The sequence below is a fragment of the Taklimakanibacter lacteus genome (genome assembly GCA_003576695.1).
Lineage (GTDB): Bacteria > Pseudomonadota > Alphaproteobacteria > Rhizobiales > Aestuariivirgaceae > Taklimakanibacter > Taklimakanibacter lacteus.
On sequence record QOZQ01000003.1, the window covers coordinates 296,439 to 312,158 of the forward strand.

Annotated in this window: 15 protein-coding genes; 7 read left to right on the forward strand and 8 right to left on the reverse strand. The window is 63.0% G+C overall.

Features of this window, described 5'->3' with window-relative positions; genetic code table 11:
- Positions 1-107 precede the first annotated feature (107 nt).
- The 6 genes from DT068_RS06985 to DT068_RS07010 form a co-directional block, all read right to left on the reverse strand.
- Positions 108-2,141, reverse strand: coding sequence for an ASKHA domain-containing protein (locus DT068_RS06985; protein WP_119389078.1), 2,034 nt, complete (start codon positions 2,139-2,141; stop codon positions 108-110).
- A gap of 6 nt (positions 2,142-2,147) precedes the next feature.
- On the reverse strand, positions 2,148-3,116 hold the full coding sequence (locus DT068_RS06990) for a methyltetrahydrofolate cobalamin methyltransferase (protein ID WP_119389079.1): 969 nt from the start codon (positions 3,114-3,116) through the stop codon (positions 2,148-2,150).
- Positions 3,117-3,139: 23 nt separating this feature from the next.
- Positions 3,140-3,442, reverse strand: a complete 303-nt coding sequence (locus DT068_RS06995) for a virulence factor (protein WP_119389080.1) — start codon at positions 3,440-3,442, stop codon at positions 3,140-3,142.
- 51 nt (positions 3,443-3,493) lie between these two features.
- Positions 3,494-4,717, reverse strand: a complete 1,224-nt coding sequence (locus DT068_RS07000; protein ID WP_119389081.1) for a CaiB/BaiF CoA transferase family protein — start codon at positions 4,715-4,717, stop codon at positions 3,494-3,496.
- 157 nt (positions 4,718-4,874) lie between these two features.
- A complete protein-coding gene (locus DT068_RS07005; RefSeq protein ID WP_119389082.1) occupies positions 4,875-5,792 on the reverse strand; it encodes an O-fucosyltransferase family protein in 918 nt (305 codons plus the stop codon).
- A gap of 6 nt (positions 5,793-5,798) precedes the next feature.
- The gene (locus DT068_RS07010) at positions 5,799-6,323 is read right to left on the reverse strand and encodes a hypothetical protein (RefSeq protein WP_119389083.1); all 525 of its coding nucleotides are present in this window, start codon (positions 6,321-6,323) and stop codon (positions 5,799-5,801) included.
- A gap of 203 nt (positions 6,324-6,526) precedes the next feature.
- Here DT068_RS07010 and DT068_RS07015 point away from each other — a divergent pair, with 203 nt between their 5' ends.
- The 7 genes from DT068_RS07015 to DT068_RS07045 all read left to right on the forward strand — a co-directional run bounded on the left by DT068_RS07015 (position 6,527) and on the right by DT068_RS07045 (position 13,099).
- Positions 6,527-7,696 carry an extracellular solute-binding protein gene (locus DT068_RS07015; RefSeq protein ID WP_368904498.1) on the forward strand — a complete coding sequence of 390 codons (1,170 nt, stop codon included), beginning with the start codon at positions 6,527-6,529 and terminating at the stop codon, positions 7,694-7,696.
- Between the two features lie 184 nt (positions 7,697-7,880).
- Positions 7,881-8,966 (forward strand): ABC transporter ATP-binding protein, encoded by a 1,086-nt coding sequence (locus tag DT068_RS07020; protein ID WP_119389085.1) that lies wholly within the window; start codon positions 7,881-7,883, stop codon positions 8,964-8,966.
- The gene (locus DT068_RS07025; RefSeq protein WP_368904499.1) at positions 8,959-9,960 is read left to right on the forward strand and encodes an ABC transporter permease; all 1,002 of its coding nucleotides are present in this window, start codon (positions 8,959-8,961) and stop codon (positions 9,958-9,960) included. Before DT068_RS07020 ends, DT068_RS07025 begins: the two co-directional genes overlap by 8 nt.
- Positions 9,957-10,835, forward strand: coding sequence for an ABC transporter permease (locus DT068_RS07030; RefSeq protein ID WP_119389087.1), 879 nt, complete (start codon positions 9,957-9,959; stop codon positions 10,833-10,835). The genes DT068_RS07025 and DT068_RS07030 overlap by 4 nt, the downstream gene beginning before the upstream one ends.
- Before the next feature lie 166 nt (positions 10,836-11,001).
- On the forward strand, positions 11,002-12,228 hold the full coding sequence (locus DT068_RS07035) for a pilus assembly protein TadG-related protein (protein WP_119389088.1): 1,227 nt from the start codon (positions 11,002-11,004) through the stop codon (positions 12,226-12,228).
- Between the two features lie 6 nt (positions 12,229-12,234).
- Entirely contained in the window at positions 12,235-12,675 is a 441-nt protein-coding gene (locus tag DT068_RS07040; RefSeq protein WP_119389089.1) for a TadE/TadG family type IV pilus assembly protein, read from the forward strand.
- Positions 12,665-13,099, forward strand: a complete 435-nt coding sequence (locus DT068_RS07045; protein WP_119389090.1) for a TadE/TadG family type IV pilus assembly protein — start codon at positions 12,665-12,667, stop codon at positions 13,097-13,099. The genes DT068_RS07040 and DT068_RS07045 overlap by 11 nt, the downstream gene beginning before the upstream one ends.
- Positions 13,100-13,198: 99 nt before the next feature.
- Here DT068_RS07045 and DT068_RS07050 read toward each other — a convergent pair whose 3' ends face one another.
- A complete protein-coding gene (locus DT068_RS07050; protein WP_119389091.1) occupies positions 13,199-14,005 on the reverse strand; it encodes a phosphodiesterase in 807 nt (268 codons plus the stop codon).
- Complete coding sequence (locus DT068_RS07055) at positions 14,002-15,678, reverse strand: Na/Pi cotransporter family protein (RefSeq protein WP_119389092.1); 1,677 nt, start codon at positions 15,676-15,678, stop codon at positions 14,002-14,004. Before DT068_RS07055 ends, DT068_RS07050 begins: the two co-directional genes overlap by 4 nt.
- Positions 15,679-15,720 lie beyond the last annotated feature (42 nt).

Here is a 15,720-nt window from a genome sequence, read left to right on the forward strand (position 1 = left end):
ACCTTCGCGGGCGTTTTCCAGTTCCGAGCGGAACCTAGCCAATTCGTCGCCGGGAATCGAGGCGGATTCATGTTTGGCCGGACAGCCACCGGCCGTGACCACGCAGATCAGCCTCGCCGGCGCCTTCGCCGCTCGCCGCCATCCGAATCGGGCGGGGACATGGTCTTGGGCTCGGGGAATTTCACTTCCCTGGCCAGATTGGCGAATACCGCCGTCTTGTGCGGGATGGCCATCGCTTCGACGAAATGCTGCTGGAACAGGGGTTCGACCGCGGTCTCGATCTTCTCGATGCGGCGCACGACATGCTCGATCTCATCGCGCGCCTTCGCATTGAGGAGCGCGATGCGGGCACCCGTGCCGGCCGCATTGCCGGCCGACTGCACCTTGTCGAGCGGGCAATCGGGGATGAGGCCCAGGATCATCGCGAATTTCACATCGATATGGCTGCCGAAGGCGCCGGCGAGACGGATACGGTCGACGCGGTCGATGCCGAGCTTGTCCATGAGAAGACGTGTGCCGGCATAGAGCGCCGCCTTGGCAAGCTGGATGGCGCGCACATCATTCTGGGTGATGGCGATGAAGGGCTCACCCTCGCGCACGACATAGTTGAAGGTGCGCTTGTGCGCACGGATGCGGGGGGACTTCTCCGCCATCGCGCCATCGACGAGGCCATCCTGGTTGATGATGCCGGCGAGATACATTTCGGCGATCACCTCGATGATGCCGGAGCCGCAAATGCCGGTGACGCCGGTCGAGGCGACCGCCTCTTCGAAGCCCGGCTCGTCCGACCACAGATCGGAGCCGATCACGCGGTAGCGCGGCTCGAGTGTCTCAGGGTCGATGCGGATGCGCTCGATGGCGCCCGGCGCGGCGCGCTGGCCGCAGGTGATCTGGGCGCCCTCGAAGGCAGGACCCGTCGGCGAGGAGCAGGCCAGCAGCCGGCTCTTCGAGCCAAGCACGATCTCGGCATTGGTGCCGACATCGACGATGAGCATGTTGTCTTCGGAATATTGCGGCGATTCGGACAGCACCACGCCCGCCGTGTCGGCACCGACATGGCCCGCGATGCAGGGCAGCACATAGACTTGCGAGCCGGGATTGAGGTCGAGATCGAGCTCGTGCGCCGGCCGCGTCACCGCCAGCCCGGTAGCGAGCGCGAAGGGGGCGCCACCGAGCTCGGTCGGGTCGATCCCGAGGAAGAGATGGTGCATGACCGGATTGCCGACCAGCACGGCTTCCAGGATATCGGTCTTGTCGATCTGGGCCTCTTGCGCGACCTGCGTTGCGAGCGTGTTCAAGGCCTCGCGCACGGCCGCCGTCATTTCCTTCTCTCCACCCGGATTCATCATCACATAGGAGACGCGGCTCATCAGATCCTCGCCGAAGCGGATCTGCGGGTTCATCAGACCGGAGGAGGCGACGACATCGCCGGTCGAGAGATTGCACAGATGTGCCGCAATGGTGGTCGAGCCGACATCGATTGCCAAGCCGAAGGCCCTGTCATGGAAGCCGGGCCACATTGCGGTGAGGACGTTGCCGCCGCCGGCAGGCCTGGAGAACACGGCGACTGTGATCTTCCACTCGCCCTGGCGCAGCACCTTCTGCAGGTTCTGCATGATGGCGAGATTGCACGACACATGCTTCACGTCCCACTGCTCCTCGAGAGCGCGATAGACGCGCTCGAGGTCGGAGGAGGGCTTATGCATGTCTGGCTCCTCCACCTCGATGAAAAAGAGGCGGGTCGCCGGGTTCATTTCAATGTCGCGCGCTTCGGCGCGCTTGCGCACCACTTGCTTGTGCACCTGGCTCTCGGGTGGCACGTCGATGACGGCATCGCCCAAGAGCTTGGTCTGGCAGGAGAGCCGGCGCCCTGAGAGAAGCCCGCGCTTGTCGTCATAGCGCTTCTCGACGGCGGAGTACTCCGAGAGATGGGCGGCGGTCGAACGGATACCGTGCTTGGCGAATTCGCCCTCGCCGATGGTGATCTGGCAGCGCCCGCATATTGCGCGCCCGCCGCAGACCGAATCGATATCGACGCCGAGCGAACGGGCCGCCTGCAGCACGGGCGTGCCGATCGGGAACCGCCCGCGCTTGCCGGAGGGCGTGAAGACGATGAGAGCGTCGCTAGGCGTCTCGGCCATATTCAATTATCCGCGCCGGCGCCGGCGCTCCTCGCGCGCCCGGCGGCGGGCTTCGACATCTTCACCGGAAGCACCGGGCAGTCCAGCGCCGACGGCTTGCGATACCGCGGCCGGCGCCGACATCTCGCGGAACTTATTGGTCCACACCTTGCAGTTCCGGTCGGTGCCGTTGAGCACATTGGCGGCAAGAATAGCATGCATGTCCTCGTCATGGAGCGGATTCATGATCGCCGACGTCATGCCATGCGAAGCCGCCATGGCAAGGAAATAGCCGGTCAGCACGCGCCGGTTAGGCATGCCGAAGGAGATGTTGGAGGCGCCGCAGGTCGTGTTCACCTTGAGCTCCTCGCGCAGGCGCCGCACCAGGCGGAACACCTGCTGTCCGGCCGTGCCCATGGCGCCGATCGGCATGACGAGAGGATCGACGACGACGTCTTCGGGCTTGATGCCGAAATCGGCGGCGCGCTGGACGATCTTCTTGGCCACTTCGAAGCGCACATCGGGATCTTCCGAGATGCCGGTCTCGTCATTGGAGATGGCGACCACCGGCACATTATATTTGGCGACGAGGGGCAGGATGGCCTCGAGCTTCTCTTCCTCGCCCGTCACCGAATTGACCAGCGGGCGGCCCTTGGCAGTCTCGAGGCCGACCTTGAGCGCCGCCGTCACCGAGGAGTCGATGCAGAGCGGCAGGTCGGTGACCGACTGCACGATCTCGATCGTCTGCTTGAGGAGCGGCGGCTCGGTCTCATTAGGGTTGACGGCGGTGACACCGGCGTTGACGTCAAGGACATTGGCCCCGGCCTCGGTCTGGGCCAGCGCGTCCTTGATCACCGTCTCGAAATTGCCGGCCTGCATCTCGGCCGCCAGCTTCTTGCGGCCGGTGGGATTGATACGCTCGCCGATGACGCAGAAGGGCCGGTCGAAGCCGATCAGGAACTGCTTTTTCTCTGAAGCGATAAGGGTCTGGGTCATCTTCGTCCTCGAAAGGTGGAAATTCAGGATTTTGCCGCGCCGCCATTGGCGATCAGCGTCTTGAGCCGGTCCTTGTCAAAAGCAGCCTCCAGGTCGGACTTTGCCTTGTCCGCCTCGGCGGCGAGATCATCGCCGACCGCAATCGGTTCGGCGCGCCGCCAGTCGGCCAGATAGGCGTCGGTATCGGAGGCGCCGCCCCGCATGGCGGCCATGTCGATGGCCTCCTGGAAGCGCTCGGAAAGCATGCGCTTCTCCTCCTTGCGCCCGGCCTTGACCGAGACGACTGAGGGGATGTCGCGCCAATAGGTGATCACGAGATTTGCCATGGGGAGTTCTATGACCTGTCCTTGCTGTCCGAGTCCGTCCGAAAGCGACATTTACCCGATGGAGGCCGAATCCCGAAGCCTGGCAACCTCTTCCGACGTAAGTCCGAGCACGCGGCGGAGCACCTCTTCGGTGGCGTTGCCGAGCGCCGGCGGCGCCTTGGAATAGGCGACGGGCGTCGCCGAGAAGCGTACCGGATTGGCGACGCCCGGCGTCACCGTCCCGTCCTCCCGCTGGAGCGCGAGCCTGAGCCCGCGGGCCGCGACCTGAGGATCGGCGAAAACCTGGTCGATCATGTTGATCGGCCCGCAGGGGACAGCGACAGCCTCCAGGACCTCGACCCATTGGGCGGTCGTGCGCTGCTGCATGGGGCCCTTGAGCAGGGGAATGAGAATCTCGCGGTTCTCGACGCGGCCGCGATTGGTCTGGAAGCGCGGATCGTCCGCGAATTCCGGAACCCCGGCGATCCTGGTGAATTCGCGGAACTGCCGGTCATTGCCGACTGCGATGATGATGAAGCCGTCGGCAGTGGCGAAGGTCTGGTAGGGCACGATGTTGTTGTGGGCGTTGCCGACCCGCTTCGGCGGAACGCCGCTGACGAGATAATAGAGCGCCTGGTTGGCCAAGACCGAGACCTGCGTGTCGAGAAGCGCCAGGTCGAGATACTGGCCTTCGCCGCTGCGCTCGCGGTGATAGAGGGCGCCCAGCACGCCGATCGTTGCATAAAGCCCGGTGAATACATCGGCATAGGCGACCCCGGCCTTGATCGGCTCCGCACCCGGCGCGCCGTCGGGCTGGCCGGTGACCGACATTATGCCGCCCATGCCCTGGATCATGAAGTCATAGCCGGCGCGCTGCGCATAGGGGCCGGTCTGGCCGAAGCCGGTGATCGAGCAGTAGATGAGCCTGGGATTGATCGCCTTCAGGCTTTCATAGTCGAGCCCGTATTTCTTCAGGCCGCCGACCTTGAAATTCTCGATGAGAACATCGGATTGCCTGGCAAGCTCGCGCAGGAGCCTCTGGCCCTCGGGTTTGGCCATGTCGATGGCGACCGATTTCTTGCCGCGGTTGGCGGAGAGGTAATAGGCAGCATCGCCGCGCGTGCCGTCCGGATTGGTGAGGAAGGGCGGCCCCCAGCCGCGCGTATCGTCACCCTCGCCGGGCTTCTCGACCTTGATCACCTCGGCACCGAAATCGGCGAGAATCTGGGTCGCCCACGGGCCGGCCAGAACCCGGGTGAGGTCGAGGACGCGGATATTCTGCAAGGGGCCGGGCATGAGTCTCTCCAAAGGGGGGAGCATGCTTCTAGCCTCACTCCTGACGGCCTGCAAATTTTGTGGGGCGCGCCGCTCCGGGTCAGCGGTTTGCCCAGCTTGCCGGTGAGAGCGTGATGATTTTCCCGGAAACGCCATATCCACTTTTCCGGATCATGCTTTATCGCACCAGAGGCCAAGGCTTGATGTCGAGCCCGTAGGTTCCGATACGCGGCGAATAGAAGGTTTTCAGATGGGACCGGCTGACGGGGCGTAGATCGTGGTTGCTGTTGAGGAGGAAATCCAGCTGGTCCGGACGTGCGTCCCATTTCTGCAGCGCGGTCCGGTAGAAGCGGTAGCGGGGGTCATCCACCGGCAGCAGGTCCATGTCGGGTATGGCGGTTTGATGGAAGAGACCGGCCACCGGGAAGTAAATTGTCCGGGCTGTCTCCGAGAGCCAGGTGGCGAGCCATGAGAAGGTTCCGATCGCCGGAACGACATGGGTCGCGCTCCTGACGAAATGAAAATCGCGCATGCGGTCCTGCGTCAGGAACCGCGCCGTCGGGAATCGGCGTTGGAGCGTTTCGCTGTAGATGTCGGTACCGATCTCGCCCACGAAGACCGGCTCGAGGCCGGTTCGCTGGATGAGCTCGTCATACCAGGAGATGGGAAGCGGCATGTAGGATCTGTTGCTTCCGGTGAGGGCGTCGCCGAGGCGGATATGGATGACAAGATTGTCGGGCTTTGGGGCCTCGGTATATTCCGGGACCTTGGGATCGCGGAACAGCGCGCGGAAGTGGTCGAGCAGCGTGCGGAAATAGGCATAGCGCAGCGTCACTGACATGATCTTGATATCGATATAGTCCACCGCGTTGGCGAACTCGATCACCTGCTCGATGGGCACGACCGAGGCGCGCACCGTGACGCTCAGCGCATTCTCCATGGGCGGCTTTTCACCGACCAGGTTCCATTCGGGCAGCGAGTGCCCGACTATTTTCGCGCCCTTGATCGACCGGCGAAGCCTTTCAGCCATCATCAGCTGAAACATCTGATTGGCCAATCGGCCGTAAGGGACAATGCGGATGATACGCTCGGCCATGCGGGCTCAGGCAACCCGTGCCCGGCGCCAAAGCGACTCGGCGACGGCAACGCCATCCCGCCGCGCCAAGGCGAGCTTTTCCTCAAAGGGATTCCTCGTCCGCTCGCCACCCAGCGCGAAGGCCGGATCGACCGGGCAGCCGATACCGATATTGGCGGTGACCGAGAAGGGGACGAGATAGAGCCCGTGCCGGACATTGCGCAGGAAGAGCCGGCCCTGCTGCTCCACCAGGCGCATGATGCGCGGCGCCAGGAACACGCAGGAGGCATTGCCGAGATCGAGGCCGAGTGAATCGGGCACGAGGTCGGGGTGACGCGCGTCCGGCGGGGTCGTGTCGAGGGCTTCGAACAACAGCGCAAGACCCGGATAGGAACAGGCCTCGAGGAAGGCGCAGGCCTTGCCGCACGCCTCGGCCAAGCTCGAAAGGCCGTCAGCCGTCAGCAGCCGGTCGGCTGCGGCGGCGAGATCATCATAGGACACCGTCACTGTCGGGCCGGTGGCAGGAGGCGAGGATGCGAAGGCATTCTGCATGGTGCAATCGATTGTACCTGTCCGGAGGCTGAGGTCCAGCCGGCCGGCTGACATGGAGCCAGGACGCCATACCCCATTGCCCGGCGTTCATCTGCCCGTCATACTACACTGAAATCAAGGAAGAAGCCGGGCTTGCCGGCCAATGGATTATGGGCGTTTACTGGTGCCGGTGGAATGGTCCGGTGGCACCTCGGAGGAGACAGATGACGAAATACGATCCCAAAAAGGCGACTTTGGATCTGGTGCGTGCCGCCCAGATGAGCCGCCGCAGCCTGCTCAAGGCGAGCATCGCCGCAGGCGCCGTGGGCTTCACGAGCCCGCTCTACCTCAAGCGCGCCTGGTCTTCGTCGGGCGAGCTCTCGATCCTCAACTGGTCGGATGAATTCCCCGATCCGGTGATTCCGGATTTCGAGAAGGTAACCGGCATCAAGGTCTCGACCACGCCGTTCTCGCAGAATGAGGAGCAGATCAACAAGCTCCAGGCGACCGGCGGCGAGGGCTTCGACCTGTGCTCACCCACGATGAACCGGGCGCCGCAATACAAGGACCTTGCCGTTCTCGCGCCCTATGACACCAACAAGCTGAAGAACATCGGCAATATCATTCCCTCGATGCTGGGCAGCGCCAAGGAGCTATGGGAATGGGACAGCGGTCTCAACTGGCTTCCGCATGTCTGGGGATCGGAAGCGATCTCCTACCGCACCGATCTCTACAAGGGCGATCCGGCGCAGCTGTCCTTTGGCTCGCTGTGGGACGAAGGCGTCAAGGGCCATGTGCAGGGCCGTCCGCATTCCTATCTCCTGAGCATCGGCCTGTGGTGGGATGCGAGCGGCAAGATGCCGTCCAACCGCATGAAGGATGGCTACAAGGACGAGGAATCCTTCAAGAAGCTGTGGGATCCGATCCTGGCCTTCGCCATCGAGCACAAGGCCTGGGTCAAGCAGTTCTGGGATTCGGCCGACAACACCAAATCGGGCCTGATGGAGAACGACGTGTGGATCGGCCTGACCTGGGACGGACCGCCGATCTCCCTCAAGAAGGAGGGCAAGCCCGTCAACTACACGGCGCCGAAGGAAGGCGCCATTGCCTGGGTCGACGGTCTGTCGCTGATGAAGTCGGCCAAGAATATCGATCAGGCCTATGAGTTCCTGAACTTCCTGGCAACTCCTGAATCGTCCGCCCATCTGGCCGAAGGCTCGGGCTACAACCCGGTGGTGACCGGCGCCGACGCCCTGCTGTCGGATCAGGCCAAGAAGATCTTCCAGGAAGCGTTCCCGGGTGATGCGTTGAAGAATCTCTGGCCCTGGCCGGTCGAGCCGACCTGGTATGCCGAGATCCGCAGCCAGTATGCGGACAAGTTCAAGGCCGCCTGATCGGCCTGACGCGAATGATGCACAAGCCGGTCCCGGCGCTATCGTCGGGGCCGGTTCTGTTTCCATCGATCCGCTGGTCCAGATTACGAATTGTTCTGGACCGTTGCGCCGGAACAGTTTTTACTGATGCCCAACAAGACTTCGAATGAAGCTGCGGGTAGGGCTTGCAGGGATAGGGCAGGGGATGAGCGCCGACGTCGAACTGGATCGCGTTACCGTCAGATTTGGTCAATTCACCGCCGTGAAGGAGGCTTCGCTCAAGATCGCGGGCGGGGAGTTCTTCTCGTTTCTGGGGCCGTCGGGCTGCGGCAAGACGACCATCCTCCGCACCGTCTCGGGTTTCCTCGATCCGTCCGAGGGTGTGGTGCGCATCGCCGGCCAGGACATGATCGGGATCGGCGCCAACAAGCGCCCGACCGCCCTCATCTTCCAGAACCTGGCGCTGTTCCCGCTGATGACAGTGGCCGAGAACATCACCTACGGCCTGCGTGTGCGCGGCGTCTCCAGGTCTGAGCGCATGAAGAAGGCCGACGAGCTCCTCAGCCTGATTGCCTTGCCGGGTCAGGGCAACAAGCTGGTCAGCGAGCTCTCGGGTGGGCAGAAGCAGCGTGTCGCCATTGCGCGCGCGCTCGCCGTCGAGCCCAAGGTGCTGCTGCTCGATGAGCCACTGTCGGCGCTCGACCTCAAATTGCGCCAGCACATGCGCAACGAGCTCAGGGCAATCCAGCAGCGCGTAGGCATCACCTTCATCTATATCACCCATGACCAGGGCGAAGCGCTCACCATGTCGGACCGCATCGCGGTCATGAACAATGGTGTGATCGAGCAGGTGGGCGACGGCAAGGCCGTCTATGACATGCCAACGACCTCATTCGTCGCCTCCTTCGTGGGCGAGAACAATCCCTTTGCCGGGCGCGTTGCCAAGGCGGACAAATCCGGCGCCGTCGTCGAAACACCTTTCGGCGCCTTGCGCGGGCGCAATCCATTGGGAGTCAAGAAAGGCGATAAGGCCATTCTGTTCGTCAGGCCCGAGGCGCTGCGTCTCGGCAAGGGCGAGAAGGACGCGACCATCACTTCGACGGTTCTCAATGTCGCCTTCGAAGGCAATGCCACGCATATCTTCCTGAAGGGTGCCGAAAAGAAGGACATCACCTTGACGGTCGGGCGCCTCGAGAGCGTGAAGATCCCCGAGCAAGGGGTAGAGGCATCCGTCGCCTATGATCCCGACCTGGGATTGGTGCTTCCGGAAGGAAGGTTGGCCAGTGAGTAGGCTGCTCGTCTATCTGATCCCGTTTCTCGTCATTGCCGTCTTCGTGGCGATGGCGCGCTACGAGCGGCGCTTCGCCCATGATCCGACCCACAAGGGCTTCTTCGAGCGCAATGGCACGACGCTCGGCATCGTCTTCATCGCGCTCGTCGCCTTCTGGACGCTCTTCCTGGTCGTGCTGCCCTATCTCTACATGGTGCAGGAGAGCTTTCATCCGAAGCTCGTCGCCGCCGATCGTGGCGGACCCAAGGATATCCTGACGACCGAGCAGTATCGCTCCTTCTTCGTCCAGCCGACCGATGGCGAGATCAACACCACCCATATGGGGGCGTTCATCTTCACCCTCGTTATCTCGGCCATCGTGACGGTGCTCAATTTCGCGATCTGCTATCCTCTCGCCTATTACATGGCGCAGGCCGGCAGCGTTCAGAAGGTACGCCTCCTGATGCTGGCGCTGATCGTGCCCTATTGGGTGAACGAGATCCTGCGTGCCTTCTCGCTGCGCCTGCTGCTGGCCAGCAAGGGGCTGATCAACCAGGCTTTGATGGGGCTGGGCCTCACCGACGCGCCGATCGATTTCCTCGGCAGCAATGTCGGCCTCTATGTCGGCCTCTCCTACGCCTATCTGCTGGTGATGATGTTCCCGCTCTACAATGCGGTGGAAAGCCTCGACAAAAACCAGATCGAAGCTGCGCGTGATCTCGGTGCCCCGTGGTGGCGTATCCACAAGGACGTGGTCATTCCCTATGCCAAGCCTGGCATCGCGTCCGGCTGCACCATGGTCTTCATGCTGTCGGCGGGCTCGCTCGCAGCGCCCCAGTTCCTCGGCGGACCAAAGACCCTGTGGTTCACCTCGATCGTCTATGATTTCTTCTTCCAGGCCTTCAACTGGCCGCGAGGCGCGGCTTACGCCTTCCTGCTGCTGGCCGGCTGTATCGCTCTGGTGATGCTGATGCTGCGCCTCTTCAAGGTCAGCCTCGGGGAGACGATAAAATGAGCTCGCAGACAATCATCAAGGTGATGATCGGCTTCTATGTCGCTCTGTTCTTCGCCTATCTCTTCGGGCCGCTTGCGGTCATGAGCGTCACCGCCTTCAACACGCCGAGTTATCCGAGCGCCTACCCGCTGGAGGGCTTCACCCTCGACTGGTTCGTCAAATTGTGGAACCACCGCGCCATGATGGAGGGGCTCAGGAACTCGATCATCATTGGCATCGGCGTCATCTGCGTGTCGGTGCCGGTCGGACTCGCCGCCGCCGTCGTGATGAACCAGATCTATCACCGCGCCCGCTCCCTCTATTATCTGGTGACGGTCTCGCCGGTGCTGACGCCCGGCGTCATCATCGGCATCTCGACCGTGATCTTCTGGCGCGATTTCTCCGAGATGACTGGAACCCGCGGATTCTTCTACAAAGGCATCATGCTGTCGATATTCGGCCAGTCGAGCTTCATCGCCGCCTATTGCCTGCTGATCATCATGGCGCGCCTGCAGCGCTTCGACCGCGCCCAGGAGGAGGCCGCTCTCGACCTCGGCGCCAGCTATCCGCAGGTCTTCTGGCACATCCTGCTGCCGTTTCTCAGGCCGGCGCTGGTTTCCGCCTCCGTCATCGCCTTCCTGTCCTCCTTCGAGAACTACAATACGACGACCTTCGCCATCCTCGCCGACAAGACGCTGGTGACCGTTCTCGCGGGCGAGGTCCGGCAAGGCACGACGCCTGCTCTATCGGCGCTCGCCGTCATCATCATCGCGCTCTCGCTTCTCGGCGCCATCGCCTATGAAGTCGTGAAGCGGCGGGAGGAACGCCGGAGCGCCAGGATCGCCGAGCGTGCCAAGCTTGCCGAGCGTGGCGATCTCGCGGCGGCTGTAGCCTGACCTCAGGCGTCGCCCGGTCTTAACGATATTCGTAAATATCCCGTCGCGTAAACAGGTCTGCAGCCGCTATTCGCTAAGATTGTAGAGGTTCGTGCAACACCGGCTTCAACAATCCCTGTCAGGGTTCGGAAACTATTCATGCAGAAAAGTCTCTGACGGCGACAAAATGATAAGATTTTCCGGCTGGCTGAAGGACCTTCTACGGGACGAACGGGGAAGTACGGCGGTTGCCTTTGCGGCGTCCATGCCTTTGGTGGTGGCTGGCGCCGCTTTCGGCGTCGAGACCTCTTACTGGTACTACAAGGACTTGCAACTGCAGGCTGCCGCCGATGCGGCAGCCTATGCGGGTGCCCTGGAAAAGCGCGCCGGCTCCAAATACGACGACGTCCTGACCGCCGCGAAGGCGGTCGCCGTGACCAATGGATTCGACTCATCGATCGGCTCGGCGGAGCTCAATTCGCCGCCGCATTCGGGAACCCATATCAACTCCAAGGCGGTCGAGGTCGTGCTCGAGGAAGGTGCCGAGCGGTTTTTCTCGTCGCTCTTCACCCAGGCCCCGGTCACCGTCAGGGCGCGCGCCGTCGCAACCTATGAGGATGCCGGCAGCGCCTGCGTCCTGGCGCTCGACAAGTCCGCCTCCAAGGCGGCGCTGTTTTCCGGCAGCTCGATCAGCAAGTTCAAGAAGTGCAGCGTCATGGCCAATTCTCTGGCCAGTGACGCGGTGACGGTACAGGGGTCGGGCAAGCTCCAGACCAGCTGCATCTATTCGGTCGGCGGCGCCAGCCTGCTGGCCACCACGATTCTGGACGATTGCAAATCCGCCCAAGTCGGCGTTTCGCCGGTCGCCGATCCCTATGGCGAAGTGGCGGCGCCGGCCGTCGACGGCACCTGCGCGGATGCCAGTGGCCCGACGCTGAGCGCCGGCACCTATTGCGGCGGTCTGACGCTGAAAGATACGATGACGCTGAATCCGGGCGTCTATGTCGTGTCGGGCGGCGACCTGAAGGTCAATGCCAATGCCGATATATCCGGCTCGGGCGTCATGTTCTATCTGACCAATGGCGCGCGCGTCAGCATGAACGGCACGGCCACCGTGAATCTGAGCGCGGCGACCACGGGCACCTATGCGGGGATACTGTTCTTCGGCGACCGCGCCGATACCGGCGCGACCAAGAACAGCTTCAACGGCACTGCCGATTCGCAGTTGACCGGCGCCATCTATTTCGCCAGCCAGGCCATTCAGTTCCTCGGTGATTTTTCCGGCGCCGACGGCTGCACCCAGGTGGTGGGGTTGACGGTCGAATGGTCGGGCAATGCCGAGATCAGCAAGGACTGCAGCGCTCACGGCATGACCGCCATCCCGGCGGCGGAACTGGTGAAGCTCGTCGAGTAACGCATCATGACAGCTTTTCGCCGGTTCATGTATCACAGCGGAGGGGTTTCCGCCGTAGAGTTCGCCATAGCGGCCCCGGTCCTCATCATGATGCTGGCCGGCATAGTAACCGGATGGACTTACGCGACGCAGAGCCTGCAGATGCGCAGCGCGGTGAAGACCGGCGCCAACTATATCCTGCAAGGCGGTGCCGATATCGCTGCCGCGAAGAACGCCGTGCTGCTGTCGTGGACGAACAAGCCCGGGGACGCGGATGTTCAGGTCGTGCGGCAATGCTCATGCGCCGGCACGACGAGCGCATGCACGTCCGTCTGCACGGGAACCGGCGCCATCCCCAACATGTCGGTGATCATTACCGCGAGCGGATCGATCGATACGCCTCTCCATAACCTGTTCGCGACGGCCAAGATGCAGACGAGCCGCGAGGAAGTCATTCGTGTGCGCTGAGACGGCCTCGCCCCGGCCGGCACGTCGTTTCAGGGACCTGTTGCGCTGCAGCTCCGGGACGGCCGCCGTCGAATTCGCCTTTGTATTCCCGCTGTTGACTCTTCTGGTGCTCGGCATCTTCGCCGTCGGCGCCGTCATGCATTCCGTCTCGAATGTCCACTTCGCGCTCGCCGAGACGGCGAGAAAGCTGCAGATGAATCCAACCCTGACGCAAAGCGAGCTGCAAGCGGATCTCGACAAGAAGCTCATGGTCTATGGCGAGGAAGCGGTCACCCTGACGATGACGGTCGAGACCGACAGCTACGGCTCGAGCATTGCCCGTCTCACGGCGCGCTACCCCTATACGATCGCCGTTCCCTTCATTCCCAAATACGAGGGAGCCTATCAGCAGACCGCCGAAGTGTTCCTGGTGATCAATCCCTAGCGTGCCTCCCGGCGAAGCGGAATCGCGCCAGATCAATATGTTGAAGCAAATCCCTGTCGCCTGAACCCCGGATCGGGTTCGGGCAGGCCCTTGGCGGGGCTAATACCAGTCTCCGCGCTCGGCCTCCGGATCCATGTCCGCCGGCGCCCTGTTGAGATAGGCGTCCATATGGACGAGCACCTTGTCGGGGGTGGCATGGACGACGGCATACATCGCCGGCTCGTCGCTGTAGACCGTCGCCACCGAACCCGAGACCAGCGGCAGTTGGTGAACGAGGCTGGGCGGCGCCGAGAAGCTCAAGCCGCGGAACTGGCCGCTGATCGGGCGATGCGCATGGCCGAAGAAGATGTGCCTGATCGCATGGCCGTGCAGCAGGTCGAGAAACTCATCTGCATCGTCGAGCATGATCAGGTCCATGAGGTCATGCGCGATGGAAAAGGGCGGATGGTGCATGAAGAGATAGACGGGACGCTTGCCCGCCTTGGCGAGCTCCGCCTTGAGCCAGGCCTTGCGCTGGGGGCAATAGAGCCCGGCCGAGGAGGGCGGACCTTTCAGCGTGTCGAGCAGCAGGAAGACGGCGTCGTCGCGCACGAAGGCATGTTGAACGAAGCTCGCCTCATCGCGCGGCGCGTTCGGAAAGGCCGACAGGAAATGTCCGCGATCGTCGTGATTGCCGAGCATCAGATGCGTCTCGATCGGGAAATCGGCGAGCCGCGCGCCGAGCTGCCGATAGGCCAGCACCTCGCCCTTCTCGGTGAGGTCGCCGCTGACCACCACGAAGGCGGCATCGCCGTGGAACTTGACGATGTCGTCGAGGCAGGCCTCGAAGCGGGCGAACGGATCGAGCCCCCATAATTTGTCTCCTTTGGGAACCAGATGCAGGTCGCTGACATGGATGAACTTCATTTCGTCTTCTTCTCCGGCCGGATGCGGGAATCGCGCAGGAGTCCGGCGGCCTCGATGATCGGGTAGCCGGCCGACACGATATGCGAGTTGACCCTGTGCAGGTCACGGATCATGTCGACATAAAGCGCGCTCTTGCGCAAAGAGGCGCCACGCGCCTTGCCGCTCTCACGGAAGTGCTCGTCGATGATCTTGTTCTCGAGCGCGCGGAAAGTGTTCTTCTGGGCGATCAGCCGCTTGGCACCCTCTATGTCGTTGGAGGTGAGGACGCCGGTGGCGAGCCTGAGCGAATGGCTGATGATGAGGCAGAGGTCGTCGAGCGAGGCGTGCTGCTCGACCGAGAAGCTGATGCTCTGCTTCGCCTTGGCCTTGATCCGGTCGGCCAGGTTGAGATGGATGACATCGCCCGCATGCTCGAGATTGCTGGCATAGAGCATGATTTCGAGCGCCCGCTTGGTGTCGCTCTTCTCGAGCTCCGACTGGGTGAGGTCCGAGAGATAGCCATGCACCGAGGTCTGGTAGCGGTTGAGCCGCTCATCGAGGGTCTTGAGTTCCTTCAGCTTCTCGAGGCTGCCGCTCCGCAAGGCGACGATGGCGGTATCGAACATGCGGTCAAGCAGCTCGCTCATGCGCACCGTCTCGAGCGCCGCATTGGAGAGCGCGACGCTTGGGGTGGCCAGCGCCATCTGGTCGAGATAGCGCGGCTGGCTCAGATTGTCGGGTGCTGCCTGGAGATCAGGCACGATCCGCCGCATGAGCCGCGACACCTGCCGGGTGAGAGGAAGATAGGCCAGGGCGGCGAGCAGGTTGAAGCCGGCATGGAAGACGACCGCCTGCTCGATCGGACCGACGGGCAGCGCCGTCACATAGGGCGCAATCCAGCCGACGAAAAAGAGAAGGGCGATCGACACCGTGCCGCGGCAGAACAGATTGGCAAGCGGCAGGCGGCGCGCTTCCGGCGACAGGTTGAAGGTTGCCGTGACCGAGGGCAGGCCGCCGCCGCAATTGATGCCGAGGATGAAGCTCAATGCGCCGGGAACATCGAGGCTGCCATTGGCGAGGAAGGAAGCGATGAGCAGGATGACGGCGAGCGTTGAGTGGCAGAGCCAGGCGAGCACCGCACCGGTCAGGAAGGCCAGGACCGGTTCGCGCCCGATGGCCGAGAGCGCCTCGTGGAAGAGGCTCGCCTCGCGCAAGGGGGCGGTGGCACCGACGATAAGCCTGAGCGACAGCAGCATCAGCCCGAAGCCGATGAGGATGCGCCCGAAATTATGCGGCCGGAACTCGTTCGAAGTCGAGAAAGTCACATAGCCCGCAAACAGCAGGAGCGGCGACAGCCAGAGCGCGTATGAGCTCGACGAGGCGAAAAGCGCCGAGACGAGGGCCGAGCCCACATCGGCGCCGAGCAGCACGGCAAGGCCGACCGAGGTGCCGATGGCGCCGCTGGCCGCGAGCCCGGCGACGATGAGCGCCATGGCGGTGGCGCTGCCGAGTGCTGCCGTCGCCATGCCGCCGGCGGCAAAGGCCGAGACATTGTTGCCGAGGCGCTGCTGGATGAACTGCTTCAGTCGATCGCCCCAGCCGCGCATGATGCCGGTACGCACCATGCGCACGCCCCACAGCAGCATGGCGACGCCGCCCAGGAGCTCGATGATGACGATGGTGCCGGCGGTCACGGCCGGTCCCCGGCGAAAGCAGTGTCGCGGCGATGTGTGGAT

Coding starts and splice junctions, on each gene's coding strand:
- DT068_RS06985 (WP_119389078.1), bottom strand. CDS start 2,141: ATGGCCGAGACGCCTAGCGACGCTCTCATCGTCTTCACGCCCTCCGGC.
- DT068_RS06990 (WP_119389079.1), bottom strand. CDS start 3,116: ATGACCCAGACCCTTATCGCTTCAGAGAAAAAGCAGTTCCTGATCGGC.
- DT068_RS06995 (WP_119389080.1), bottom strand. CDS start 3,442: ATGGCAAATCTCGTGATCACCTATTGGCGCGACATCCCCTCAGTCGTC.
- DT068_RS07000 (WP_119389081.1), bottom strand. CDS start 4,717: ATGCCCGGCCCCTTGCAGAATATCCGCGTCCTCGACCTCACCCGGGTT.
- DT068_RS07005 (WP_119389082.1), bottom strand. CDS start 5,792: ATGGCCGAGCGTATCATCCGCATTGTCCCTTACGGCCGATTGGCCAAT.
- DT068_RS07010 (WP_119389083.1), bottom strand. CDS start 6,323: ATGCAGAATGCCTTCGCATCCTCGCCTCCTGCCACCGGCCCGACAGTG.
- DT068_RS07015 (WP_368904498.1), top strand. CDS start 6,527: ATGACGAAATACGATCCCAAAAAGGCGACTTTGGATCTGGTGCGTGCC.
- DT068_RS07020 (WP_119389085.1), top strand. CDS start 7,881: ATGAGCGCCGACGTCGAACTGGATCGCGTTACCGTCAGATTTGGTCAA.
- DT068_RS07030 (WP_119389087.1), top strand. CDS start 9,957: ATGAGCTCGCAGACAATCATCAAGGTGATGATCGGCTTCTATGTCGCT.
- DT068_RS07035 (WP_119389088.1), top strand. CDS start 11,002: ATGATAAGATTTTCCGGCTGGCTGAAGGACCTTCTACGGGACGAACGG.
- DT068_RS07040 (WP_119389089.1), top strand. CDS start 12,235: ATGACAGCTTTTCGCCGGTTCATGTATCACAGCGGAGGGGTTTCCGCC.
- DT068_RS07050 (WP_119389091.1), bottom strand. CDS start 14,005: ATGAAGTTCATCCATGTCAGCGACCTGCATCTGGTTCCCAAAGGAGAC.